Below are 26,416 nucleotides of genomic sequence, written 5' to 3'. Positions count from 1 at the left end.
GCTGTGTGCTCACAAATCCGTAGAGTGGTGAGGCGGGGGCCATCCTCATTGACCGATTTTCCGGCGCTTGGGGTTGTATCTGCCGCGGTGCCTCCGATTCGAGGTCAGGTCTTTCCAGAAACCGGGAGTGAACATGACAAGGGCGGTCACGATCTCCAGACGCCCGATCCACATCAGGACGATCAGTAGCATCTTCAGGGAGTCCTGGAGTCCGGCGAAGTTCCCGGTGGGTCCGAAGTTGCCGAACCCCATGCCGCCGTTGGAGATGCTCGATATGGCGAGTCCGATCGAGTCTATGATGTCGATGTCCTGCCCGTTGACGGTGGGCTGAGTGATCCCGATGATGAGGATCAGGATGGTACCCACGATTATCGTGATGACGAACATCAGGAAGACGATGAGGGTCGACTGGACCGTCTCGTTGCTGACGCTCGCCCCGTCCATCTTCACGTCGTACACGGCGTTCGGATGAACGACCTTCCCGAAGCTGTTCTTCAGGAACTCGTAGATGATCCTGAGCCTGCTGAACTTGATTCCTCCGCTGGTGGATCCGGAGCAACCTCCGATAAGGGCCACGATCATCAGCAGAAGGATGCACTGCTGGGGGTAGAGCGTGAAGTCGTTGACGTAGAGTCCGGTGGTGGTGCCGAGGGAGACCGTGGTGAAGAGTGCGTTCTTGAAAGTCTCGTAGTGGTCGGTGAGGCTCATCCCGGAGGTCCCGCTGTCGAGTATGACCAGCAGGTAGATGATCACGGATATGCCGAGGAACCAGGCGAGCATGGTCCTGAACTCGGAGTTCTTGCGGTACACGCCCCTCTCCTTCCTGTGGATCGCACGGTAGTGCAGGTAGAAGTTCGTGGCTCCGAGGAACATGAACAGTATCGTGATGAGCTGGATCGGGTCCGAATAGGACATCATGCTGTCGTTTGTGCACATCAGTCCGCCCGTCGAGATGGTGGTGCACATGAGGCAGAAGGCCTCGAGAGGGTCCATCCGGCACACGAGGAGAAGTATCAGGTTTATGAGGCTCAGGAGGGCGTAGGAGTAGATGAACGACTTGGCGGCGTTCCTCATCTTCATGGAGTAGTTCGAGGACCCGGAACCGGAGAGCTCGTTCACGAAGACGCTGCGTCCGATACCGAAAAGAGGCAGCATGTAGAGGAACACGATGATGATCATGATACCTCCCATCCACATGGTGAGCGCCCTCCAGATGAGGAGGCTCATGTCCTGTGACTCCACGTCGACCATGACCGACAGCCCGGTGGTCGTTATCCCGCTGACGGCCTCGAACAGGGAGTCCACGAAGTCCATCCCGTACAGCAGGAACGGCACGGTGGAGATGAGGAACATGAAGAGCCAGACTATCCCTATGAGCAGCAGACCGTTCACCGACCTGAACGTGCTGGACTCCCTGAACAGCAGCAGCTGAGCAGTTCCGAGTATCAGCAGGAACGGCACGGGCTCGAGGAATATGCGGGGCTGCTCGCCAAGGTAGAACGCGAGTGCGGCCGGGACCAGCAGGAGCAGTCCGAAGACTATCTCCAGGATGCCCAGCGTGCGTATGGTCGTGCTCTCCCACCTGGGGCGCACGTTTACCTTGGGGAGCCTGAGCTTCAGCGTCACACCTCCGGGATGGAGGATTTGCCGAAGACCCTTATGAGGTCCGTTCTCTTGGAGAACGATGTGAAGACGATGACTGCGTCGTCCTTCTGGAACCTGGTGTCGAGACGGGGGTAGACGATGCCGTCATCCCTCTTGACGGCGACGATCCTGACCCCTTCCGGGACCATCATGTCCCCGAGGTAGCGGTCGAGGAGCTTCGACTGCTGGTCGACCATGTGGACGAAGTAGAACTCGTCCTGGTCCCTGGCGGTCATGATCGCGGTCTCGTCCGAGATGGTGCTCTTGGTGATCTCGTTGGAGATGATCCTGTAGTAACCGATGATCGTCTCGATCCCAGTGTACTGGAAAATGTCCTCGTACTCCTTCGTGAAGTAGCGGGTGATGACCTTGCGGGAGTTGTGCCTCTGGGCGGTCATGGACATCAGCAGGTTGGTGTCGTCCGCGTGGGATGTGGTGATGAGTGCGTCGCTGCGGAATATGCTCTCGTTGTTCTGTACGTCCGGGTCGATGAAATCGGCGCAGGCGATGGCCACGCCGGTCAGCGACCTCGCCATGTCCCTGCACAGGGCCTCGTCCCTGTCGATGATCTTGACGTTCAGCTTGTCCGCGGCCAGGAGTCTGGCCAGATTGCGGCCGACGATGGAGCCGCCCAGGATGACGAAGTTCTTCGCCGGATACTCGACGCCCATGAGCTCGTTGAACCCCTTGAGCGCCTCGTCGGTGCCGAAGACGCATATCTTGTCGCCGGGGTGGATCTCCATGGTCTCGACTTCCGTGTGCATGACCTCGTCGCGGTATATGGCGAAGACTGTGCAGTCGTCCGGCATCTTCAGATGCATGACGACCTTGCCGACGATGTCGTGCTGGGGCTCGACGGTGAACATCGCGACGGACGTGCCCATGTTAGCCATGGACTCGTAGTCGATGGCGTTCTCGAGGACGCAGAGCTTGTACATCTTCTGGGCGGTGATCAGCTCAGGGGAGATGATCGTGTCAACGCCCTCCACGCCCTGGTCGGAGGTCTGGATCATGTAGTCGGGGTTGTTGACCGAAGAGACGGTGATGATCGAGGGTTTGAACCTCTTGGCCATGAGACATAGGAAAAGGTTCTCGGAATCGCTTCCGAGAGTCGCGATGATCATGTCGGCGTCGTGGTTCTCTATAGCGTACTGTATCGTCTTCGGGTTGGTGCCGTCGGCCTTGAGGGTGGAGACGTTGAGACGGCTCTTTAGCACGTTCAGGACGGTCTCGTCCCTCTCGATTACCAACACGTCGTGGACGTTGGAGATGGTCTCGGCGGAGACCCTGCCGACCTCGCCTGCTCCGACTATGATGACCTTCATGGTTCGGAGGTCTGATGACTTGGTGCCATAAATTGGTTCGCCATGAGCCAGAGCCGGCCGGGGCGTCCGGCGGGCGAGGATGTGTCAGCGTCCCGCACAATAGGTATCGGGACGACCCGCGTGGGGCCCAGGGCCGATCCTGTATGGCGCGGAGGATAGCCAGAGGGAGGATCCGAGGTCATACATACCACCGTCCGAGGACACCTGCGGGCCCGCTGCCGAGTGCTTTCCGAGACCGTCGCGGGGATACCGTCCTGAACCGTCTATATAGGTCTATCTATCTTCCTTACAAATCCTATAAATCCATCACTTTGAGATACGGTGACTCATGTGGAAAGAAGTCAGTGAAGACTTTTGGAAAGAGAACCGCGAATCCAAGGTCGGACAGGTCGAGGACACCGTAAGGGAGATCGTCGAGAACGTCCGTCAGAACGGGGACGCAGCCATCAGGGAGCTGGCCAAGAAGTTCGACCACGTCGACCTCGACAGCATCGCCGTCTCCAGGGATGAGATCGAGGCCGCCTACGAGCAGGTGTCCCCCGAGCTCGTCGAGGAGCTCGAGAACTCCGCGTACAACATCCAGCGCTTCCACGAGATGCAGATGCCCCCGGGACTCTGGCTCAGGGAGGTCGAGCCCGGGATCACCCTCGGCGTCAAGTCCACGCCCCTCGAGAGGGTGGGATGCTACATCCCCGGCGGACGCGCGTCGTACCCCAGCACCGTCCTGATGACGGTCATCCCCGCACGCGTCGCAGGTGTCGACGAGGTCGTCATGTGCACCCCCGCCCCAATCAACCCCCTCACCCTCGTCGCGGCAGACATCGCCGGCGTCGACGAGATTTACAAGACCGGAGGCGCACAGGCAATCGCCGCAATGGCCCTCGGAACCGAGAGCATCGAGCCCGTGCAGAAGATCGTCGGTCCCGGGAACGTCTTCGTCACAGGCGCCAAGATGATGCTCAGGAACAAGGTCGAGATCGACTTCCCGGCCGGACCCTCCGAGATCGGAGTGCTCGCCGACGAGACGGCCGTGCCCGAGTACCTCGCCGCAGACCTCATCGCCCAGGCCGAGCACGACCCGTCCTCCGCGAGCCTCCTGGTTACATGCGACCCCGATCTGCCCGACAGGACCTGGGCCATCATGGAGAAGATGATCGAGAAGGCCCCCAGGAAGGAGATCATCAACAAGGCCCTGGACAACTCCGGCTACATAATTGCCGAGGACATGGACCTCGCCGTCGAGATCATGAACGGCATCGCGCCGGAGCACCTCTCCATACAGGTCAAGGACCCGCTCGACACTCTCAGCAAGGTCAGGAACGGAGGATCAATCTTCGTCGGACCCTACACGCCCGTCGCAGCAGGGGACTACGCCTCCGGTACCAACCACGTCCTTCCCACCGCCGGCCACGCCGCCACATGCTCCGGACTGAACGTGGCTCACTTCATGAAGACCTCCACGGTCCAGTACCTCACCCAGGAGGGGCTGGCCAACCTCGCGAGCACCATCGAGACCCTGGCGACCGCCGAGGGACTCCACGCCCACTGCGAATCCGTCAAGGTCAGGATGCCCAAGGAGGAGTGAGGATGGCGGAGGAGGCCCAGACCCCCCAGGCACCAGACCTCTACGACGAGAGGTTCTACATCAACAGGGAGCTCTCATGGCTGGAGTTCAACAGGCGCTGCCTGGCCGAGGCCATGGACGACACCAACCCCCTGCTCGAGAGGGTGAAGTTCCTCGCCATCTGCTACGGCAACATGGACGAGTTCTTCATGATCCGCGTCCCCGGCATCATGTCCAAGACGCCGATCCCCGGTCCGGACTACCTCTACGTCAACTACAACGTGCTGATGGAGCAGGTGTCCACCACAGTCCAGGAGCTCGTGCAGCAGTACGGGATCTGCTGGAACGAGCTCAAGACATGCCTGGCAGGCGAGGGCATCCAGATCCTAAAGGTCCAGGACCTCACGCCGGACCAGCAGGCCTGGGTCTCCGGATTCTACAAGGAGAGGGTCCATCCCCTCCTCACACCGTTGGCGCTGGACGTCAGCCATCCCTTCCCGTTCATCTCCAACAATTCCCTAAACATCGCCGTGAGGATGTACGACAAGAAGCGCGAGCAGCTCTTCGCCAGGGTCAAGGTCCCCGTGGGGCCGCTCCCCAGGTTCGTGCAGGTCCCCTCGCCCTCCGGCATGGTGTTCGTCATGCTGGAGGACATCATCGAGACGCACATATCCGCCCTCTTCCCCGGACTCGATGTCGACGGGGCGTACATGTTCAGGGTCACCCGCAACGCCGACGTCAAGGTCACCATCGACGAGGCCTGCGACTTCATGACCGCAGTCGAGGAATCCCTGGAGGACAGGGACGTAGGGTTCCCCGTGAGGATGGTCGCCGAGGGCACCATGCCCACCGAGATGGTGAAGCTGTTCGCCAAGAACCTAAAGCTCTCCGGAGTCCAGGTCCACAGGACCGACGCCATCATGCTCGTCGACCTCTGGCAGCTGGTCGGCCTCGACTTCCCCAAGCTGAAGGACAAGCCGTTCGACCCCTACACCCCGCCGGAGCTGGCCGAGGGCATGGACATATTCGAGGCGATCAGGCAGAAGGACTGGATCCTCTACCATCCCTACGAGTCGTTCTCCACCATCGTGAGGTTCATGCAGGTGGCGGCCGACGACCCCCAGGTGCAGAGCATCAAGATCTGCCTGTACAGGATAGGCAAGGACCCGTCGATAATCAAGGCCCTCATGAGGGCGAGGGAGAACGGCAAGACCGTCTCGGTCCTGATGGAGCTTCGCGCCAAGTTCGACGAGAGCAACAACATCCGCTGGTCCAGGGAGCTGGAGAAGATCGGAGTGCACGTCGTCTACGGTCCCGTGGACCTCAAGGTCCACTCCAAGCTGCTCCAGGTAGTGCGCCTCGAGGGCAACCGCCTGGTCCGCTACACCCACATGAGCTCCGGAAACTACAACACATCCACCGCGAAGCAGTACGGGGACATCTCCTTCCTCACCTCCAACCCGGAGATCGGAGAGGACGTGGGCGAGCTGTTCAACGCCCTTACCGGCTACTTCGGACCCAGGATGTACAACCACCTCCTGGTTGCCCCCCTCACCCTCAAGAGCAGCCTGATCCAGAAGATAGAGAGGGAGATCGAGGTCCACAAGGTGTCCGGCAACGGGTACATCGCCATGAAGGCCAACGGACTCATCGACTCCGACATCATCGCCTCGCTCTACAAGGCGTCCAACGCCGGCGTGAGGGTCGATCTCAACATCAGGGGCCTCTGCTGCCTCAGACCGGGCATCCCCGGGGTCTCCGAGAACATCAGGGTCACCAGCATCGTCGACCGCTTCCTGGAGCACTCCAGGATATACTACTTCGAGAACGGCGGCAACCCCGAGATGTACATGGGTTCCTCCGACATGATGCCCAGGAACCTCCTCGCCAGGGTCGAGGTGCTGTTCCCCGTCCTCGACAGGGAGATGATGGTCAACATCAGGGACAGCATCCTCAGGATACACCTGCAGGACAACGTGAAGGCAAGGGAGCTGCTCCCCGACGGTACTTACAGGCTCGTCCAGCGCAAGACCGGGGAGAAGAAGCTGCGCTCCCAGAAGTGGTTCATAGACCACAGGGGAGTATGGCATGGCAGCGAGTGAGTCCGAGACCGTAGGATTCATCGACGTCGGGACGAACTCGATCCACCTCCTGGTGGTGAGGTTCTACAAGGACTCCGCGGGCACCCCCGTGTTCCAGGACAAGGAGACCGTCCGTCTCGGGCAGAGCCTCTACAGCACGGGCAGGATAGACGAGGAGACCATCAGGAAGAGCGCCCTGGTCGTCTCGAGGTTCACCCAGATCTCGAAGGACCTCGGCGCCGACAAGGTCGTCGCCTTCGCCACCTGCGCAGCCAGGGAGGCGGCCAACAGGGACGAGCTCATCCAGGCCCTTTCATCGAACGCCGAGGTGGAGGTCAAGGTCATCCCCGGTACCGAGGAGGCCAGACTGATTGCCCTCGGGGTCTTCGGCGACAAGGGCCCCGCGGAGCGCACCATCGAGATAGACATAGGCGGTGGGAGCACAGAGGTCATCATCCGCGAGGGGGGAGAGAACCTGTTCCTCGACAGCCTCAGCATGGGCGCCGTTAGGTACGCCTACGGGCTGAAGATCAACAACAAGGCCCCGGTGTCGGAGGACGACTACAACTTCATGATGCGCAACGTCGACATCTCCTCGTACCACGCGGTCAACAGGATCAAGGACATCGGCTTCACGAAGGCCATGGGCTCGTCAGGCACCCTGATTGCCCTGGCCGAGATGTGCGCCGCCCGCAGGGGCGACCACGACTCCAGCTACCTGACCCTGAGGGAGCTCCGCGAGCTCATGCCCGAGGTCCGCTCCAGGGACATGGTGGGCCGTTACACGATCCCCGGCCTAGGCAAGGGGAGGGCGGACATCATCGTCGCCGGAGGGGCCATAGCCGAGGAGCTGATGTCCCAGTTCGGCATCGAGAGGATGGACATCAGCCAGAAGGGCCTCAAGCAGGGGATGCAGCTGGACCACATGCTGACCCACGGATACACGATATTCGGCATCAGGGAGTCGTCCATCAGAGCCCTCGCCCACCGCTGCCAGTACGACGAGGCGCATGCGGAGACGGTAAGCAGGAACGCCGTGTCGCTCTTCGACCAGGCCAGGGGGCTCGGGCTCAACCTGATGAGCGACGGCTACCGCAACCTGCTCTACTGCGCCGCGCTCCTCCACGACATCGGCGAGATGATCAGCTACACCAACCACAACGTGCTCTCGCAGGTGATCATCGAGAACGCGGACCTCGTCGGTTTCAGCATCGACGAGATCAGGGCGATGGGACTGATGGTGAGGTTCCACCACAAGAAGTTCCCCGGTTCCAAGGATCCCCGGCTGTCATGTCTGTCTCGCGAGGACGCCCTGGCCGTAAGGCAGTGCGCCATGTTCCTCAAGATAGCGGATGTGGCGGACAGGCACAGGAACCACGCCGTATCGGACATCCGTCTGGTCAAGAGGGGGAACACCGTTCTGGTGGAGCTCGTCTCAGACGCCGACACCAGCATGGAGCTCTGGAGCCTGGAGAAGGTCCGTCCGGACTTCAGGAAGCTGTTCGGTCTGGATATGCTGCCAGTCCGCTCCGCCGACATCGCCACCGAGTCCGATGGTAGTACAAAAACACTATAATCTTTAATTTTTATCCTTTTTTTAATAATATTTTACTGTTCTAATGCTCTTTTATGTCCATTCTCATCCAGTTCACAGCGATTAGGTAACAAAGTATATAATTCCTAAAAGGTTCTCAGAAGTAAAGCGGAAGTCAGTCCCCTTGCTCGGAAGAAATTCCACCTGACTTCTGCTTCCCTCGCATCGTCTCCGCTTCTGACGATGCAGGAGCGATGGCATGTCAGACGGAAAGACGTTCTTCGAGAAGGCGGTCGAACTCAACGACGCTCCCGTGAAGAACGGTCTCTGCTCTATATGCAAGGGCGCCCACAGGCTCTGCGGGAAGGACCGCTGCCCGCTCATGATAAAGTTCTACTCCCAGCAGAGGACCATGCCGCTCATAGACATGAAGGACCTGGCGGGCTCAAGCCCCCCTTCCGTCTTCGTGGGGCGCTACGGCTATCCGAAGGTGGACATAGGCCCCCTCATCCCCCCGGAGTTCGGGGACACCACGGTCATGGACCGTCCCGAGCTGTGGATGGGGAAGTCGATAGACGAGATCGTGGACTTCAGGTTCAGGCTGGTCCGCGGCAAGTACCGCATAGACGCAACCGACTTCCGCAAGTCGGGTAGGATCGTGGACAACGTACAGGAGCTCGCGCTCACCGAGAAGCCGGTCGACGTCGAGGCGTCGTTCTCGCAGAAGCCGCGCGGCAGGATCGTCCTCGACGACGAGATCCAGCCCTTCGGCCCCTCCGCAAGGATGGAGAGGATGAAGATGGGCAACGGCAGGTTCGAGAGGAACCTGGAGAAGGGATTCTACGACACCGACATGAAGGCCGCTGACGCGGTCGTCCAGGCATACAGGAACGGGACGCTGATATCGGAGATCGAGAAGGCGTTCTCCGTCGGCACACTGGGCATCGGCAGGAACCGTCGCTTCGTCCCCACGAGATGGAGCATCACCGCGGTGGACGACATCATCGGCAAGGACATGCTGAAGACCACCAAGTTCTACGACACCATAGACGACTTCAGGATATACCAGTGGGAGCAGCTTGACAACAGGTGGCTGATCATGCTGATGCCGTGCACCTGGAGGTTCGAGCTCATCGAGGCATGGTATCCCAACACCACCTGGAACCCGATGGGAAAGACGGTCGACATCATCTCGGACTGCGAGTTCTTCGACGGCAGGACGGAGTACGCCCACATAGGCGGCTGCTACTACGCTTCGAGGATGGCCGTCAACGAACTACTCACCAAGGAGAGGCGCACCGCCGGGGCCGTCATAATGAGGGAGGCCCATCCCGGCTACGTCATGCCCGTGGGCGTCTGGAACGTCAGGGAGAACGTCCGCGCGGCCCTCAAGACTGTCCCGTACCATTACGAGAACCTCGACCAGGCCCTCGCACACGTCGACCGCGTCATGGACATAAAGAGGGACACGTGGATCAGGAACTCCGGGGTGATGAGGGACTGGATAGTGCAGAGGAGGATCGAGGACTATTACTGAAACCACGCTTATCGACTTCCTCGAGGGCAGGGGAGAATGGGACGGGGTGTACGAGATGGTGGAGTGCACGCGTGCCCTCTCCCCGTCAGGACTCCCCGGACTGGACTACGCCCTCAACCCGTACACCGGATGCGAGCACGGCTGCATCTACTGCTACGCGCCCGGGGTGACCCATACCGATCTCGGCTCGTGGCGTGTCGTACGCGTCAAACGCAACATCCCCGAGAGGCTGGCGCGTGAGCTCCCGTCCGTGGAAGGCGTGATAGGGCTGGGTACCGTGACCGATCCGTACCAGTACGCGGAGCGGAAGTTCAGGCTGACCCAGATGTGCCTGGAGGTGCTCCGCGCCCGTGGGCGCAGGGTACACATCCACACCAAATCGGACCTGATACTGAGGGACATCGACATACTTGGCGACATGGACTCCAGGGTAGGCGTCACCATCACGAACATAGACGACCGCGTATCCAAGATGACTGAGCCAGGCGCTCCGCTCCCGGGTGCCAGGCTATCCGCCCTTAAAGCTCTCGTAGATGCGGGCATCGACTGCTACGCCCTGATCGCCCCCGTGATGTCATCGCTGGAGGGACGCGAGAGGGAGCTGCTCGAGGCGATCCGCGACACCGGCGTCAGGAGCGTCTTCCACGATCCCCTCAACCTCCGCAACGTCGATCCGACCCGGTTGGAGAGGATGGGGATAGGGCAGTCCTCGGTCGCCCGCCGCAGGATAGGGGAGATCGGCAGGGAACTCGGCCTCGACGTCTCCGACTCCTTCGAGAACCGATTGCCAGACATCCCTCCGTCGATGTAAGCGACAGATGGTTATGTCAAAATACTTTTATAGAAGGTCTAAATTATCCGAACGTAGTAATCAGGAGATTATCCTTATGTACGGAAGCGGAAACCAGCCCGTTATCGTGCTCAAAGAGGGCACCGAGAGGAGCAAAGACAAAGAGGCACAGTTCAACAACATCGCAGCCGCCAAGGCGGTCGCCGATGCCGTCAGGTCCACCCTCGGACCCAAGGGAATGGACAAGATGCTCGTGAACACCATCGGGGACGTCGTCATCACCAACGACGGTGTCACAATCCTGAAGGAGATCGATGTCCAGCACCCCGCAGCCAAGATGGTCGTCGAGGTCGCCAAGACCCAGGACTCCGAGTGCGGAGACGGAACCACCACGAGCGTCGTCCTCGCCGGAGAGCTTCTCAAACAGTCCGAGGAGCTCATCAACGCCAACGTCCACCCCACCGTCATCACCAACGGATACAAGATGGCGTCCACCAAAGCCGTCGAGATCCTCAACGACATCGCCGTCGACGTCAAGTCCGACAAGGTCCTGAAGCAGGTCGCCGCCACCGCCCTCACCGGCAAATCCGTCGGAGAGGAGGAGGAGGCTCTGGCCGACATCGTCGTCAAGGCATGCAAGTCCGTCGAGGAGAACGGTGTCGTCGACACCAAGAACATCCGCATCCAGAAGAAGATCGGAGGAGTCATCGGAGACACCTACCTCGTTCAGGGAATCGTCGTCGACAAGGAGAAGGTCCACAGCAGGATGCCCACCCACGTCGAGAAGGCTAAAATCGCCCTGTTCTCCTGCCCCCTCGAGATCAAGAAGACCGAGTTCGACGCCCAGATCCAGATCACCGACCCCACCGCCATGTCCTCCTTCCTCGCCGAGGAGGAGAACGAGCTGAAGGCCATGGTCGAGAAGATCAAGTCCGTCGGAGCCAACGTCGTGTTCTCCCAGAAGGGAGTCGACGAGCTGGTCCAGCACTACCTCGCCAAGAACGGAATCCTCGGATACAGGAGGCTCAAGCAGTCCGACCTCGAGGCCATCGCCAAAGCCACCGGCGCCACCATCGTCGGAAACGTCCAGGAGCTCACCAAGAACGACCTCGGAACCGCCGGAGCCGTCGACGAGAAGCTCGTCGGAGAGGACGGAATGGCATTCATCACCGGATGCAAGAACCCCAAGGCGATCACCATCTTCGTCCGCGGCGGAACCGAGCACGTGCTCGAGGAAGTCGAGAGGGCCCTCAACGACGCCATCCGCGTCGTCGGAGTCGCCATGGAGGACGGAAAGGTCGTCGCCGGAGCCGGAGCCCCCGAGATCGAGCTCGAGCTCAGGCTCATGGACTACGCCGCATCCGTCGGAGGAAGGGAGCAGCTGGCCATCGAGAAGTTCGCCAAGGCCATGGAGATCATCCCCTGGACCCTCTCCGAGAACGCCGGTATCGACCCCATCGACAGCATCATCAAGCTGAAGAACGCCCACGAGAAGAAGGCCGCCAAGGCCAAGTACTTCGGAATCGACCTCGACTCCGGAGAGGCGGTCGACATGCTCGCCAAGAACGTCGTCGAGCCCCTCAGGGTGAAGGTCCAGGCCATCAACTCCGCCGAGGAGGTCGCCAACATGATCCTCAGGATCGACGACGTCATCGCCTCCCGCAGGGCACCCCCGGCGCCCGCAGGCGGACCCCAGGGCGGAATGCCCCCGATGTGAACCGATTAAACCTTCAAGGGGGCAAGTCCCCCTCCCATCAGGCGTCCCTCCGGGGACGCCACAACTTCTCCATCCTGCATCTGATGCATCGACCATCCATCGGTTGGCGCCATCGGAGGTGTCTTCACCAGATAGAATATCGCCGCTGGCGTCAGCCTTACCACCTCGGTGGACCTGCCCGACACCTACAACCCGATGTCCATAGAGGAGGTGGATGCCCTTTGCACCTCGTTCCCCATAGTGGAGGTCCTTGATGCGATGGGATACTCGTCCTCCGTCGTCTCCATACCCGACGTGGGATGGCTCCGCACCCTGGACTCCTTGTACACGGAGGAGAACTTCGAGGGCCTGAGGGCGATGCTCCTCCGCAACTCGCTCGACAGGGCCAGCACGTTCATGGGCGGAGAGTTCCTCGACGAGTTCCTCAGTTACAACGGCATGGACCTCCAATCCACCTGGTACACCTACATCTTCGCCGATGTCATGCTCGTGAACCTGCTCAACACCATGTACTGCGACCATGTCGCGGACCCCGAGGCCGCGGCCCTTGTGGAGTCACTGTTCCATGACCTCAAGGTCGCCATGGCCGTGAGGATTTCCGGTGCCGATTGGATGTCGGATAAGACGAAGGCCTACGCCCTGCAGAAGCTCGATGCAATGGGGATCGAGGTTGGTGGTCCCGACAGCGTGGACTACTCGTCCCTGACTCTCCCGTCCGCAAACGGTGGGAACGCGATCGAGGACTACGTCGCCATGAAGGCCTACTACACGAACGAGAGGGCGTCCCTGCTCGGCAAGACGCTGGAGTCCAACTACTGGCCTCTGCAGAGCTACACCGCCAACGCCTCCAACATCTGGTCCGTTAACAAGGTGTACGTCACCTGGGCGTTCCTGCAGGACGGGTACTACTACAACTCGGACGCGTCCGACGAGGTCACGATAGGCAGGCTCGCCACCGTAATAGGCCACGAGATCACCCACGGGTTCGATACCACCGGATGCATGTACGGCATCGACGGGAAGAAGACCAACTGGTGGACCGAGTCGGACTCCCAGGCATTCGCCGAGCTCTCCTCCAGAGTCTCCGACTACATCTCCAGCGTCACCCTGAGCCCCGACAGGACTATGGACCCGTCCATCGTCATCAACGAGGTCATAGCCGACATGGGAGGCATGGCGCTCGCCATAGATCTGGGGAGCAGCATCGAGGGATTCGAATTCGCCAAGATGTTCACCGAGTACTCGAATGTCTGGGCCACGGTCTACACCCAGAGCTTCGATTCCTCGTCCATGGTCATCGACCCCCATCCTCCTGACGGTGCCCGTGTCAACATGACCGTCCAGCAGTTCCAGAAGTTCATGGACACGTTCGGTGTCACCGAGGGCGACGGCATGTATCTGGCGCCCGAGGACAGAGTCCCCATCTGGTGACCGTAAACGACGGCGCCTTGGGGCGCCGTCCTCTTACCATCAATAGCATCGTCGTTTTCGGATACATCGGTGCCCACGATTGCCCCGAAAGGGATCAGAGCAGTGATCTCACTAGCCGAATCATATCCTTCTGGCGGGGTTCGGACTCCTATTGTCAGATGACATCATCAGCGGTAGCCCCATCATTCGAATGCGAACGAGCACGCTCGTTAGAAGGAAGTGTCGAAGTAGGGGTCAAGATAGAAGGAAAAAGGTTTTGGCCCGAAGGCCCAAAGGTTCAGTAGATGACAACCATTGTGGCGGTGTAGCCCTGCATGCTCCTTGGCAGCTCCCCGACCGAGTAGCCGGTGGCCGTGGTCTCGCAGTAGAAGTACCTGGCGGAATTGCTGGTGGCGAAGTAGGTACCGGTTGCACCGTCGACGGCCATGCCTGTTGCCATGTGTCCGGGGAACAGGAGGAGGGAGGTGTCGTAGCCCATCGCCTTGGCTATCGCGGCCAGTAGTATGGAGGTGTCCTCGCAGTCGCCGCCGTGGTCGTAGAGGGTCTCCAGTGGGAACTTCCAGTACTCCTCGGTGCCCATGTACATCTGATCGTCCTCGTATCCGAGGCACTGGCTGAATGCCAGGATGAAGTTGGCCCTCTCGAGTTCCGACATGTCGGAGGTCATGTCGGCGAAATCGGCAGCGATCTTCTGGATGTACTTGTCCCCGTATGTGACGAACGTCCTGTCGCGGGTGTGGTTGCCGTATACGTCCTGCTGTCTCTCCGAGACGCTGTAATAATCCCGGTAGTACTGTACGTCGCTGTAGAGGATCTGGAGCGTGTAGGTGTAGTCCTCCCCGTTCACCGTCCATTCGTACTCAAGCGTGGAATAGCCGTCAACGAAGACGGTGAAGTACCTGCAGACGCCATTGTCCGCATCCACAGATGTGATGGTGTACATCCCCGCATTGTCGAAGGAGTGGCTGGAGGGATCTCCCCAGAACTCCGCGACGATATCGCCGTCGGAGTCGGTTACCGTCCATTCGGTGGTGTCCGTGTATTCGACGTCGAAAGACGATCCAGATACTGTCTCGATGTCGGGATCGGAGCTGTTCAGTGCATATACGGTGACATCACCGTATTCCAGTTCCAGGGTGATGGTCCTGTTGGTGGACAGAAGGTTCCCGTCGGAGTCGAACCAGCCCGCGAACACCGTGTCTGAATCGACCTCGGCGGTGAGGGTCGCAGTGTCGCCGGGGCTGTATGTGCCTCCGCCGGAGACGTCGATGCCCAGGTCCGAATAGACTATCAGATCGATGTCGGAGTCGGTCTCCACGTTGTAAACATCTGTCAGGGTGTAGGTGTACGTGGTGGATGAGTAGATTCCGATGGATGTGTACTCGATCTTGTAGGTTATCCACCCGTCAGCGATCCACTGTGTCTCGGTGGAACCGTCGGAATGGGTTCCGAGTATGACCTCGCAGAGCTTCTCCCCGTTGATCGTGTCGATGGTCTCTGTACCCTGGGAGGACCACTGAATGTCGCTGTCCCCGCTCCAGTAGCGGTCGCTGGAGCTGGTCTGCCTGGACATCCCGAGGAAGGTGTACGTCATCTCTGTGTCGGTTCCGATGAGGTAGTCCCCATCCTCGTTCATGTAGAGGTACTCGTATGACACGCTTCCGTCCATGCTGTAGCTGGAGAGCAGACCGCTGGTGTACGATCCCTGGACATCGAAGGTGAGCCCCTTGCCGACAACGGTGTCGCTCCATCCGGCGTACAGCGTAATGTCCCCGGACATGTCCGATGGGATTGTGTCGCATTCCTGGGTCAGCCCTTCATCAAGGTACCATGCCACGAACACGCGCTCATCATCGTATGCGTCGTACAGCTGTATCTCGTCTCCGGAGGTGTAGCTGGTCGGATTAAGCGAGTTGTTGTCTCCGCCGTTCAGTTCGTAGGTGATGGTGTACTGGTCCTCGCCCATGTACAGGATCACCGCGGCAGCGGCGGCCACCAGCACCACGATTGCGGCTATTGCGGCTATGTGTTTGTTGTTCATTCTCTCTCTTCCTTGGATTGACGGTTTCTGGGGTTTCAACGGTTGTCGGGGACGGGACCGCCGCTCAGATTACCGTCCCTCTTCCGACGGAGGGAAGAGATTCCGGACCGTCGACCTCCGGGAGAGAATCTGCAGTAATGGGATCCGTTCCAACGATGAGACTGTCGATGTTGCCGGATTCATCCTGAACCGATTCATCTTCGACTATGACGGGCGAGGGTGCAGAGAGCTCCGAATCGGACTCGTCCTCCTTCGGCATCTGGACCTCGGCCGATCTGGCCTGGTTCAATTCGGAATCTGCCTTAAGCTTCGACATGAACGCCCTCTGGTCTGAGATGCTCCTCTGGATGTGGTCCGCCAGTTTACAGGACTCGTGGTCGGAGCCGAGATGGTCCAGGACCGCTGTGAGGAAATCCAGGTCTATGGAGGGGTCTGTCGATTGCGGGGAGGCTAAGACCACCACTGGGATCGGGGCAGGATGTGACGACCTGAGCTCATCCGCAGTGACGAACCTCCCCTCGCCGATGGCCATGGTTATGGCCAGGTAGACGTCTCCATTCTCATACGGAGCATCCGTCATCAGGATGAGGACGTTCACGGAGTCTTGTCTGTGAACCTCCGCTGCGATGGCCTCGAAACCGAGGATAAGATCCATCGGGTTCTCCTGGGAGAGTCCGTCGGGCGGAACGATGACGACGACACCCTCCTGAGCATCGGCGTGATCGAAGAACGGTGCGCAGATGGCGATCCCGGTCATTGCCAGAAGGACGGACAGGATGACGGCCTTGATCTCCAAATCGCGCATGGGCGAAACTGCGTTTTTGTGTTTAAACACTTCACATCGAATACTTCGGAGTTGATGTAAGATGGATGGGGAGCATGCATCTGCAGTCCCCCATCACTGAACGATGAATCAGAGCTTGGTGCCGCACTTGGAGCAGAACTTGCCGGTTGTGACGTTGCCGCAGTTCGGGCACTTCCTCTCCGCATCCTCCACCTCGATCCTCGCACCGCACTCGGGGCAGAACGGGTCGTCTCCGACCTCCTTGCCGCACTTGGGACAGGCCCTCGGAGCCTCGGCGGCCTCCTTTGCCTCCCTGCGCTCCTCCATCTTCTCATGGATCCTGTCCTCGAGCTCGTCGGTGTCTGTCACCTTGTCGACGGCCCTGTCTATTCCCTCGTCGATCTTCCTGTCGACAGTCTCCTTCACCTTCTCGCTGAGCTTGTCGCCGATCTTGTCGAATAGGCCCATTTCGGTAACACCGTCTGCGAATGGCGCCCTGCGATATTAATTTCTTCCAGCGGTTAGGCCCTGTCGTCAACCATTATATACAGCGCAGCGAGATGCCATGTCCGGGATGGATGCATGCGTGCAGCACTTTACGCGAGGGTCTCCACTGAGGACCAGGCGAACGAGGGGTTCTCCCTCGATGCGCAGGTCAAGAGGCTGGAGGCGTACTGCAGGGTCCGCGGCTGGGAGGTCGCGGGCGTGTACAGGGACGAGGGGTTCTCCGGAAGGAACACGGACCGTCCCGAGTACAAGCACATGATGGCGGACAGCGACAGCTGGGACACTATCCTGGTCCTGAAGATGGACCGTATCCACAGGAACAGCGTGAATTTCGCGCTGATGATGGACGACCTCCGCGCCAAGGGCAAGGAGTTCACGTCCATGCAGGACAAGTTCGACACCACCACCGCGATGGGCAGGTTCGTCATGGACATAATGCAGCGCATAGCGCAGCTCGAGAGCGAGCAGATCGGCGAGAGGGTGAAGGTCGGCATGGAGTACAAGGCCAGGAACGGTACCGGCAACCTCGGCTCGGGGCATCCCTACGGATACGTTTACCGCAACGGTAGGCTCGAGGTCGTCACCGACGAGGCCCACACCGTGCGCGCCATCTACAACATGTACAAGCGCGGCTCCACCATGGACGACATAGCATCCTTCCTCAACAAGGCCGAGATCCCCGCGAAGAAGGGCGGCAAGTGGAACAAGCAGTCCGTCGGCAACATCCTCCACAATCCCCTCTATGTCGGATACCAGGACTGGGACGGGATCCTCCGCAAGGGGGAGCAGCAGCCGATCGTCGCGCTCGATCTGTACGAATCTATAAACGGACCTCTGACTGTCACCAAGGCCTGATGCCGGACAACCCCAGAAGGGCCGCGCTGTACGTCAGGGTATCCACCGACGAGCAGGCGGCCGAGGGATACTCGCTTGACGCCCAGAAGTCCATCCTCGAGGACCACTGTCTAGCCGAGGGTCTCGACATCGCAGGCGTGTACGAGGACGACGGTTACTCCGGGAGGAACACCAACCGTCCGGCGTATCGCAGGATGATGGACGAGATAGATTCCTGGGACGTTCTGGTCGTACTCAAGATGGACCGTATCCACAGGAACAGCCGCAACTTCATGTCCATGATGGACGAGCTCGAGCGCAACAAGAAGGAGTTCGTCTCCTGCTACGAGGCCTTAGACACGTCCAACGCCCTTGGAAGGTTCGTCGTGGACATGATCCAGCGCATGGCTCAGCTGGAGAGCGAGCAGATCGGCGAGAGGACCAAGATGGGCATGCGCGAGAAGGCCGAGAACCTGGGTTCCGAGCCATCGGCGAAGGAGACCATGGGATTCACCCCTCCGTTCGGATACAGGATCTCGGACGGTTCCCTCGTGGCCGATCCTAACGAGCTCCCAATAGTCAGGGAGGTGTTCTCATCGTATCTGTCAGGAGAGACAATGGACTCCATCTGCTACTCCCTCAACCGCTCAGGAACGCTAACCAGGCGCGGGAACCCCTGGAACAAGTACAACCTCAGGAACATCCTGCACAACCCAGTCTACGCCGGGTACATGAGATGGGAGGAACTGCTGATCCCGCACAAGGCTGAACTCGCCGTGTCCCCGGAGGACTACAACCGCGTCCAGGAGCTGATGGCCTCAAAGGTCAGGGACCCTTCCAAGAGGAACGTCAGGCTGCTGCCCACTGTGGATGATTTCTGATGGTAGCGGATTACGATATTATTTAATGATTTCGTGATTTTGGATTTTTCTAAACCATGTATGGCTATACCCGGCGATGGATGTTTGAATAACCATCCAATACGTTGTCTAAACAGTGTTTGTGTAACTCACTATTTTATACGGAATAAGTCGAATAAGGTTCTGGAATGCGTGCGGCAGAGGCCGTTCGCATGCCTAAAAGGAGGAAAATAGTAATGTCTGACGAATGCAAAATACTCGATCCGACAGCCTTCGGATTGTTCTTCGTGGCATTGGTCTCTCTGCCTCTCGCCCTCGCCGGATTCTTCAACGGCCTCGGCATTGAGAATGAGATTATGGTCCATGCCCCCAAGCTTCTGATGGTAGGCGGATTCTTCATATTCCTTGCATCCCTGTTCGCTTACAGGGCAGGTGCTAACTTCGGATTCATCGTCTTCGGACTCGTCGCCCTCGGTGTATTCTACGCCGGATACGACGGTGGAGACCTCTGGATCAGCATCGTGCTCGGTATCATCTACCTGCTCTGTCTGGTATGGTCCGTCCGTGCCCACACCCTGAAGACCCTCACCATCATCCTGTTCACGACCGCCCTGGTGTTCTTCGCCAACGGATGCGTCGTCGAGTATGGTGAGGACTGGGCTTGGCTGTTCCTCGGTGTAGCCGCCATCCTGAACTTTGCGTTCAACATCTACCTGGCCTACGCCTTGGCGGACGAGAATGTTCCCTGCTACTGAAGCGCTTCCGCTTCGAAGCAACTCAAACCCTTTCCCTTCCTTTCTTCTGACAACATTTATTTGAAGGTAGCCGATGTCCAGTCATCATGAAGGCTGAGACGAGGAAGAAGGTACTCGCTTGGGGCATGGTCCTCATCATGGTCATCGTCGTAGTGACTGTCGCCGCTTCTGCTCTGATCGGATGATTCCACTGCCGTTGCGCTCTGAACGTGCACGGCGATTGGAAAAGATCTGACATTGGGTGTTTCCAGTTGTACTGAGGATGCTGTGAAGCAAATAACTCATTGAATCTCAGCTTGTTTTTCATCAGCAGGTGGTTCGACATGGGAGTCGTCCGGGAACTAGCAGACAGGGATCTGGAAGAGCTCTCCAGCATGATCCTTAGGATATGGGAGATGGACTCCTACGGTGATGAGATCGCTATGCCTGCCTCGAAGGGTTATCTGAGATCCTGCATGTCCAAGAGCGACTTCATCAGGGTGCTGGAGTGTGATGGAAGAGCAGTGGGGTGCGTCATGGCCCGTTCTGGAAATCTCCAGATGAATCCTCAACCGGACCCAGGCAACTACGGTGATGAATCCATGCTGAATATGGACGGCATCGAGACGTTGATCTCCGATATGATGATCCTCGACTCTGCTGACATCAGGCTGAAGGAGGATTCCGGTGAATCCTTCGATGGCGAACTGGTGCTGCTCATAATCTAGGAGGACTACCAGGGTAGGGGATACGGTTCGAAGCTCTTCAACATCGCAATGAATCATTTCAGGGAGATCGGTGCGAGGAGCATTCTCATCTATACGGACGACGACTGCGGCTACGGCTTGTACGACAGGCTTGGTGCCAGGTGTCTCACGTCCACCGACGTGCGTCTGGCCAACGAGGATCTGCACATGATGCTATATCATTATATTGTTAAATAACCACTATTAATAAATCATATCGATTAAGTAATTAGCTTAATTAATTAATAATAATGATTATTAAGTGCGAATTTGGATACACAATCAAGGAATGACGAACTCTGGCTGATGCACGGGGGAATCAAGGTGGCCAAATTGTCATTCGACAATACCGGTCAGATCAGTTCGGTCATCCAGATAGTCGAAGCAGATCATATCCCCCCTGGAATCTCACTATCCATGGATCTCATGCTGGACTCGTTCAGAAGATGGTGGTCAAAAAGATCCTTTCCTGCTTCAAGAGGTAGGCTCAAGGAAACCCTGATTCAATTAGGTGTCCCCATACCTGAATACCTGATGATGAGGTCATTCGGATTAAGTCTTTCTGATTGCTATTGGTTGTCCTAACCGGAGACGCAGGGAACTGGTCCTCTTTGAATTATTATCAAAATGACTCTCCAACGATACGGGAATCTGAAGAAGAGGTGGATGATAATTGACATTGAGAGGGTGCTCCTAAAAGGCGGTTCCCAGCCGTTCATGCAGGAGCCTTTCAACGAGGTCATTGCCAGCAGGATCATGGTTCTTCTGCACATAAGGCATGTCGGATAAGGGCTGACTTCACTGAACAGAGAACCTCTCTGTTTCTGCCACTGCTTCTATGACGTCGATATAGAGTTCATCCCCGCATAGAGCATTCTAACGGGTCATGGCAGAATCCAGGGACAGACACTCTATGAATTGACCAGTTCATCGTTCAAGGACATCGGGTGCATGGATGTGGAAGGGTGTCTGGACAGGATGATAGCTCTGGATTTCATCATAGTCGACGAGGACCGCCACTTCGGGAATTTCGGCATCCTCCGCGATCTGGTCACGTTGAAGGTCAAGGGTTTCGTCCCCATATTCGACTGTGGCGCATCGCTGGGTTTCAAAACCTCCACCGTATGAATCAACGAGGGGTACGATCTGACTTCCAAACCGTTCAAGATCACCCATTCCGAACAGATCAGACTGGTCCACAGTTTCGACTGGATGGGCCTCTCCAGATTGGACGGTATCGAGGAAACCGTCATCGAGGCGTTCGACCGCCCCTGTTCTGCGATCGAGAGGAACCGTGCAGAGACCATTGCCCAACACCTTCGCAGAAGGATAGAGAAGCTGAAGGGAGTATCCGTAGGATACGCGGGATTCTACGACAACCCCCACGGATCTTCATCTGTCCTGTGAATGAAAGCATTAGATCGTGTAGCTCCATTTTTCCTTGCGAGGCTTGGCTTCCGGTACATCTCCGTCGATGTATCCAAGGATGCAGTGGCCGATACCCTCGTAATCACCGGTTATGCCCAGATCCTTCAGAATCTCCTTCCCTTCAGGACGGTCGAACTCCTCCTTGGCTCTGTGAATCCAGCAGCTGCCGAGGCCAAGAGCGTGTGCAGCGAGCATGAGGTTTCCCATTACCAGGCTCCCGTCGTAGAGATAGGTGGATGATGAACGGTCCGCAAGGACGATAAGGACCAAGGGAGCTCCGTAGAATGGATCAGTTTCCGCACCCATGATGTCTGCATTGAGTTTCGATAGTTTATCGCGAGTTTTCCTGTCTTTCACCGCGATGATGATTGGGGATTGTCTTCCTCCGCCGGTAGCGGCGAATGTACCTGCCTCGATGACCTTATCAATCAAATCGTCTGGAACCATATCAGGTTTGTAGGAACGGATGCTCCTCCTGCTCTCAATCAGTTTCAAGGCCTCGTCTGAGTACATGAATTCTAGAATCGGACGAAGGCTTAAAACGCTTGTGCAGCTGCTAGATGTCATGTAGCTGAGGGCGATATTTTGCCTGGATGCCCTATCCATTCATACGACTACAACTAATAAAGCTGAATACATTATTACATTATAAAATATCAGTTTCTTACTAATATGAAAAATTCCAATGGAAACTAGAGGCATCACATAGAATCGTAAAATCGAATAGAAGGCAGGCAATACACCTTCGCATGAGGGTCGCAATCGTCACCGGTGCCACCGGAGGTATCGGTTCTGAGTTCTGCAGAGCACTTGATTCGAAGGGATTGGACAGGATAGTGGTCCTCGGACGCAACCTCGATGCATTGCGCTCTGTCGAGAGGGAACTCAGCACAAAGATGCTGCTCTTCCAAATCGATCTGACGGACAGGGCTTCACTGCACGGATTCGAATCGGAACTGCTGGGGAGTGACTACGAAATCGAATATCTGGTGAACTGTGCTGGGTTCGGTGCATTCGGCGATCTTCCCGAACAGGATGCAAGGGACACCGAGGGGATGATTGATGTCAATGTGGTCGCTCTCACGGAACTGACCCGTGCCTGCATACCGATGATGCGCAGAGGATCATGGATTATCCAGGTCTGTTCCGCCTCAGCCTATCTTCCTCTGCCTGGTCTCGGGGTTTACGCCGCCACGAAGGCATATGTCCGCAGTTTCACCGATTCCCTCAGAATCGAGCTGAAGGACAAAGGAATCAACGTTCTCGAGGTGTCTCCCGGATGGGTCGACACGGAATTCATTGATCGTGCAATGCAATCCCATTCCGTGCCGAAGAAGGTGTTCAGACACAGGGTGAATCCCCAGGACGTCGTGTCTCAGGCAATGGGGGACATCGAGAAGGGGAAGCGTAGATCCGTCTGCGGAACATACAACAAGTTACAGGTTTTCGTCTGCAGACACATGCCTCGTGTCGCGACTTCAGTTTGGATGCGTTCTCTGAGATGAGGTGCTTCTTTTCCAAGTTTTGTATTAATTCATAATTAATTTAGCTGATATCTTAACATAGTTGTATAATTGCAGACAATCGTTTTAACCTTTGTTTTAAACTAATTATTCAATTTAAGTAATTTATGTATTCAGCTTAATTAATTCGATACTGTATTAAATTCGTCTTTGCATGTTGTCTTGAAGATGGATTTCCTGATTTTATCGATTCTGCCCCAAATCTTCATATTTTCTACACGCATCGAATTTCCATGATCTGCACAGTGTAAAAATGACCAGAAATCCATGGAAATCACTTTATTTCTGGGGTAATTAAGTTGATATTCGGGAGACCGTCGTGGACAAAGAAGTGCCCAAAAACCTATGAATTTTTGAATTTGCATTCAGAATCTGTATTTTTCAATCGAATCATTGAAATTTCACTAATTACTACGATTTTATACATTTTTCTTCACTATTATGAATGTATGTAATATATTTCGTAAATTAAGTTATCAGCTAAATTATTTTATCGTTTAGGCAAAGATAAGGATACGATGTGATAAACTGCAAATAATATACCTAATAAAGAAATCAGATTAATTAATATTAATTTGTTAATGAATCAATCAAAATAACCTGGATTTGAAAAAAATCTGGAGTAAAAAACGAGTCGTCAAAATGATCGTCATTACTGTAAGAATTTCTTCACCATCTGAATTAAATTAGCATACATGAAATAAATTAAGCTAATAGGTTAATTAGCTAATTTAATAACGGATGTTGAGAACATCTCATCTTGGACTGAAGATCCGCTCGAAATCATCCCTGATCACTTTGTCGAAGAATTCCGGTCTCATCCAATTGATGAGCATGTCACGTCCTTCGTCTAGAATGAAATGAACATCTGTGAAACGGAAGAAACGGGCGAAATAGAGGTACTCTGGATGATCGGGGGTTCCTCCCACACCGAGGGCAAGGAAAGACGGCCTGTCCGAGTCGTCCTGAACCCATTTCCTCATACCGAATGTTCTGGGAAAGATCTCCACTATACCGTCGGATGGTGTGTCCTCGACATAATAGCAGAGGATGTTGAATGCCCACTCGTCTGAGTCTATAACCTCGATGTCGGGCTCGAACGGGTCGTCGGACAGGTTCCTGTCAAGGACCTCGTATCTCCCATCAGGGTCGTCGAAGATCTCCGCTATTCTGTCACAGAACTCCTCCTGCGGTTCTCCGATGTCGCTGGGCGGCTCCCTCATGAGTATGAGAATGGAATCGATGTATTTCATGAGATAGCCTGGGCAACAGTTATCTAAATCGACTCTTTGCACTCTGCATGGACACAGAGCTCGTGGTATTCGATATGGATGGGACGCTATCCAACACAGCGCCGGGTATAATCAAATCCTTCCTCCATGTCGCACACGAGCTGGGAGTGCCGGAGCCATCCCGTGAGGCACTATACGCTGTGAAGGGAGGATCCCTGATCGACGACATGGCGAAGCTCTATGGCATCGGCCGCGAGGAAGCGATCGGTGCGGCTGAGCTGTTCAAGGAGTTCTACGGCAGGGAGGGGTATCTGGAGGCCGTTCTGTTCCCGGGGATGCAGGAGACGCTGGATGCATTACGCGACATAGGGATCCCCATGGGGGTGGCTACCATGAAGCCCGACGAGTACGCCAAGCAACTGGCCTCCCATTGGGGGCTCGACGGTTATTTCGTGGACGTATGCGGGGCAGATGACCTTGGGCTTCTGTCCAAATCTGATCTGATCGACAGATGCATATACGCCGCGGAGGCGGAGCCGGAGAAGACGCTCATGGTCGGGGACACGCCCAACGACCTGAGGGGTGCTAGGGAGAGCGGCACGAGGTTCGTCGCCGTCACCTTCGGATACGGTTTCACCCCCGACATCTGCCGTCAGAACGGGATACCGTTCACGGAGGACGCCGGGGGCGTGTTGGATTTCATCTGAGATCACAGCATGTTCGCGTATCTTCTCAGCATGACATCCTGGATGTGCTCGATCACCTTGTTGTATCCGTACTCGATGAGCGACTGCTCCGGGGTCAGGGACCTGGAGTAGATGTTCTGACTGTGTGGCTCGGGGGCCTCGTCGATGATGGAGAGGATCCTCCTGAATCCGTCGAGGATGCTGTCGAGACTGCTGTAATCCATTCCGAGCAGAGCGTCGCAGATGCTGATGTCCACCTTGAGGAACGCGACGATGTTGTCGCAGGCGGTCTCGTCAACCTGTCCCGACATCGACTTGTCGATGAACTCGTCGATCTTCGCATCCTTCATCCTCTTGGCGGATTCGACGACCTCGCGCTGGGCGTCGGTCAGGATCCTGTCGACGGCAGGAGCCTCGGTCACTTCGGCGATGTGGTCTTCATGGGGACAGTCCTCGGCGGGGACATCCGCTTCTGATGGGGCAGACTCCACGGAGTCCGGTTCTGACGCGTCTGTCGTCGGAGCTACCTGCGGCTCCGAGACTGCCTCGGTGTCAGCTGCTTCCTGATCCGCCTCGTCGATGAACTCGTCGGAGACCATCGCTGAAGATTCGTCCATGAGCTCCTCCATCTCGCTGTGGAGCTCGGAGTTAGCAAGGACGGCGGCGTCCCTCTCCTCGGTCAGGGAGACGATGTCGGCATCCCTGGCGGAGACCTCGTTCTGGAGTTCCTCGACCTTCGTCCTGAGGATTCCGACCTGCTCGTTCGCCTCAGAGAGCTCCTCGGCCATTGTCTCCATCTGGGCTTCGGATGCCTCCATGTCCTTGATCACGGATTTCAGCCTCTCCACCTCGGCGGCGAGCTCGTCCTTCTCGGACAGGGCGGTCTTCAGGTCCTCCGACAGGGTGGCGTTCTCCGTCATCCTGAAGTCCAGGTCCTTTGAGAGATCCTCGTTCCTCTGCCTGACGATCCTCAACTCGTCCTTCACGGCGTCGAAGGCATCCTTGCTGACCCCGTCTCCGGAGGATTTCAGAGACTCGGCGGCCTCAGAAATGATCTGCCTGACGTAGTCCACGATATCCTCCGGAACCGAATCCTCGCTGTACGGGCTGGTCTTCATGGCGTTGAAGGCGTCTTCGTCCGCCTGCTCACCCAGGGAGAGACGGTCCCAGTACTCCGGAGCGTCGATGGAGTCGAGTGCGATCTCCGACTCGCCGTCGGTGTCCAGAAGGGTGTCGCAGGCGTCCACGTCGTCGCCGAGGCTGACTATGATGTCGATGTAAGTGTCGATGTTTGAGCTGTCGATCTTGGCCATGGAGGCGAAGATCATGATCTCATTGAGTTTCCTGTCCCTGACTCTCGAAACGAGGTCTGCATCCCACATGTGCCCCGTATCGGAGTACATATAATTAAAAAAAGG

24 protein-coding genes are annotated in these 26,416 nt (G+C 57.0%); 16 read left to right on the top strand and 8 right to left on the bottom strand.

Annotation, left to right across the window (positions count from 1 at the left end):
- Positions 1 to 45 precede the first annotated feature (45 nt).
- The gene (locus tag JS82_04645; GenBank protein ID QHK17425.1) at positions 46 to 1,626 is read right to left on the bottom strand and encodes a hypothetical protein; all 1,581 of its coding nucleotides are present in this window, start codon (positions 1,624 to 1,626) and stop codon (positions 46 to 48) included.
- Positions 1,623 to 2,969 (bottom strand): hypothetical protein, encoded by a 1,347-nt coding sequence (locus tag JS82_04640; GenBank protein ID QHK17424.1) that lies wholly within the window; start codon positions 2,967 to 2,969, stop codon positions 1,623 to 1,625. The genes JS82_04645 and JS82_04640 overlap by 4 nt, the downstream gene beginning before the upstream one ends.
- Before the next feature lie 328 nt (positions 2,970 to 3,297).
- Here JS82_04640 and hisD point away from each other — a divergent pair, with 328 nt between their 5' ends.
- The 7 genes from hisD (at position 3,298) to JS82_04605 (ending at position 13,623) form a co-directional block, all read left to right on the top strand.
- Positions 3,298 to 4,554, top strand: a complete 1,257-nt coding sequence (gene hisD / locus JS82_04635; protein QHK17423.1) for a histidinol dehydrogenase — start codon at positions 3,298 to 3,300, stop codon at positions 4,552 to 4,554.
- A gap of 2 nt (positions 4,555 to 4,556) precedes the next feature.
- A complete protein-coding gene (gene ppk1 / locus JS82_04630) occupies positions 4,557 to 6,635 on the top strand; it encodes a polyphosphate kinase 1 (protein ID QHK17422.1) in 2,079 nt (692 codons plus the stop codon).
- Entirely contained in the window at positions 6,622 to 8,190 is a 1,569-nt protein-coding gene (locus tag JS82_04625; GenBank protein ID QHK17421.1) for an HD domain-containing protein, read from the top strand. Before ppk1 ends, JS82_04625 begins: the two co-directional genes overlap by 14 nt.
- Positions 8,191 to 8,407: 217 nt before the next feature.
- A complete protein-coding gene (locus tag JS82_04620; protein ID QHK17420.1) occupies positions 8,408 to 9,685 on the top strand; it encodes a hypothetical protein in 1,278 nt (425 codons plus the stop codon).
- A 55-nt stretch (positions 9,686 to 9,740) separates the two neighbouring features.
- On the top strand, positions 9,741 to 10,496 hold the full coding sequence (locus JS82_04615; GenBank protein QHK17419.1) for a radical SAM protein: 756 nt from the start codon (positions 9,741 to 9,743) through the stop codon (positions 10,494 to 10,496).
- 76 nt (positions 10,497 to 10,572) lie between these two features.
- On the top strand, positions 10,573 to 12,192 hold the full coding sequence (locus JS82_04610) for a thermosome subunit (protein ID QHK17418.1): 1,620 nt from the start codon (positions 10,573 to 10,575) through the stop codon (positions 12,190 to 12,192).
- 168 nt (positions 12,193 to 12,360) lie between these two features.
- Positions 12,361 to 13,623 (top strand): hypothetical protein, encoded by a 1,263-nt coding sequence (locus JS82_04605; protein QHK17417.1) that lies wholly within the window; start codon positions 12,361 to 12,363, stop codon positions 13,621 to 13,623.
- A 277-nt stretch (positions 13,624 to 13,900) separates the two neighbouring features.
- Here JS82_04605 and JS82_04600 read toward each other — a convergent pair whose 3' ends face one another.
- The 3 genes from JS82_04600 to JS82_04590 form a co-directional block, all read right to left on the bottom strand.
- Complete coding sequence (locus tag JS82_04600) at positions 13,901 to 15,664, bottom strand: hypothetical protein (protein ID QHK17416.1); 1,764 nt, start codon at positions 15,662 to 15,664, stop codon at positions 13,901 to 13,903.
- 64 nt (positions 15,665 to 15,728) lie between these two features.
- Positions 15,729 to 16,469: a hypothetical protein gene (locus tag JS82_04595; GenBank protein ID QHK17415.1), complete on the bottom strand. Its 741-nt coding sequence runs from the start codon at positions 16,467 to 16,469 to the stop codon at positions 15,729 to 15,731.
- A 108-nt stretch (positions 16,470 to 16,577) separates the two neighbouring features.
- Positions 16,578 to 16,916 carry a hypothetical protein gene (locus JS82_04590; GenBank protein QHK17414.1) on the bottom strand — a complete coding sequence of 113 codons (339 nt, stop codon included), beginning with the start codon at positions 16,914 to 16,916 and terminating at the stop codon, positions 16,578 to 16,580.
- 114 nt (positions 16,917 to 17,030) lie between these two features.
- On the opposite strand from JS82_04590, the gene JS82_04585 reads away from it, so the two are divergent.
- From JS82_04585 to JS82_04555, 7 genes are all read left to right on the top strand, one after another.
- Positions 17,031 to 17,810, top strand: a complete 780-nt coding sequence (locus JS82_04585; GenBank protein ID QHK17413.1) for a recombinase family protein — start codon at positions 17,031 to 17,033, stop codon at positions 17,808 to 17,810.
- Positions 17,810 to 18,670: a recombinase family protein gene (locus tag JS82_04580; GenBank protein ID QHK17412.1), complete on the top strand. Its 861-nt coding sequence runs from the start codon at positions 17,810 to 17,812 to the stop codon at positions 18,668 to 18,670. Before JS82_04585 ends, JS82_04580 begins: the two co-directional genes overlap by 1 nt.
- Before the next feature lie 215 nt (positions 18,671 to 18,885).
- Positions 18,886 to 19,404 (top strand): hypothetical protein, encoded by a 519-nt coding sequence (locus JS82_04575; protein ID QHK17411.1) that lies wholly within the window; start codon positions 18,886 to 18,888, stop codon positions 19,402 to 19,404.
- A 296-nt stretch (positions 19,405 to 19,700) separates the two neighbouring features.
- Positions 19,701 to 20,111, top strand: a complete 411-nt coding sequence (locus JS82_04570; protein QHK17410.1) for a hypothetical protein — start codon at positions 19,701 to 19,703, stop codon at positions 20,109 to 20,111.
- Positions 20,112 to 20,153: 42 nt separating this feature from the next.
- Positions 20,154 to 20,327 (top strand): hypothetical protein, encoded by a 174-nt coding sequence (locus tag JS82_04565; GenBank protein ID QHK18409.1) that lies wholly within the window; start codon positions 20,154 to 20,156, stop codon positions 20,325 to 20,327.
- Between the two features lie 720 nt (positions 20,328 to 21,047).
- A complete protein-coding gene (locus JS82_04560; protein ID QHK17409.1) occupies positions 21,048 to 21,257 on the top strand; it encodes a hypothetical protein in 210 nt (69 codons plus the stop codon).
- A gap of 99 nt (positions 21,258 to 21,356) precedes the next feature.
- The gene (locus JS82_04555; GenBank protein ID QHK17408.1) at positions 21,357 to 21,536 is read left to right on the top strand and encodes a hypothetical protein; all 180 of its coding nucleotides are present in this window, start codon (positions 21,357 to 21,359) and stop codon (positions 21,534 to 21,536) included.
- Between the two features lie 9 nt (positions 21,537 to 21,545).
- On the opposite strand, the gene JS82_04550 is transcribed toward JS82_04555, so the two are convergent.
- Positions 21,546 to 22,070 carry a diguanylate cyclase gene (locus JS82_04550; GenBank protein QHK17407.1) on the bottom strand — a complete coding sequence of 175 codons (525 nt, stop codon included), beginning with the start codon at positions 22,068 to 22,070 and terminating at the stop codon, positions 21,546 to 21,548.
- A gap of 236 nt (positions 22,071 to 22,306) precedes the next feature.
- On the opposite strand from JS82_04550, the gene JS82_04545 reads away from it, so the two are divergent.
- The gene (locus tag JS82_04545; protein QHK17406.1) at positions 22,307 to 23,062 is read left to right on the top strand and encodes an SDR family NAD(P)-dependent oxidoreductase; all 756 of its coding nucleotides are present in this window, start codon (positions 22,307 to 22,309) and stop codon (positions 23,060 to 23,062) included.
- Positions 23,063 to 23,835: 773 nt separating this feature from the next.
- On the opposite strand, the gene JS82_04540 is transcribed toward JS82_04545, so the two are convergent.
- Positions 23,836 to 24,333 carry a hypothetical protein gene (locus tag JS82_04540; GenBank protein ID QHK17405.1) on the bottom strand — a complete coding sequence of 166 codons (498 nt, stop codon included), beginning with the start codon at positions 24,331 to 24,333 and terminating at the stop codon, positions 23,836 to 23,838.
- A gap of 47 nt (positions 24,334 to 24,380) precedes the next feature.
- Between JS82_04540 and JS82_04535 the strand changes: the two genes are divergently transcribed.
- On the top strand, positions 24,381 to 25,019 hold the full coding sequence (locus JS82_04535; GenBank protein QHK17404.1) for an HAD hydrolase-like protein: 639 nt from the start codon (positions 24,381 to 24,383) through the stop codon (positions 25,017 to 25,019).
- A 2-nt stretch (positions 25,020 to 25,021) separates the two neighbouring features.
- On the opposite strand, the gene JS82_04530 is transcribed toward JS82_04535, so the two are convergent.
- Positions 25,022 to 26,380, bottom strand: coding sequence for a hypothetical protein (locus JS82_04530; protein ID QHK17403.1), 1,359 nt, complete (start codon positions 26,378 to 26,380; stop codon positions 25,022 to 25,024).
- Positions 26,381 to 26,416 lie beyond the last annotated feature (36 nt).

Source organism: Methanomassiliicoccaceae archaeon DOK (genome assembly GCA_009911715.1).
GTDB lineage: Archaea > Thermoplasmatota > Thermoplasmata > Methanomassiliicoccales > Methanomethylophilaceae > Methanoprimaticola.
This window is presented reverse-complemented; position numbering and strand designations above follow the sequence as displayed.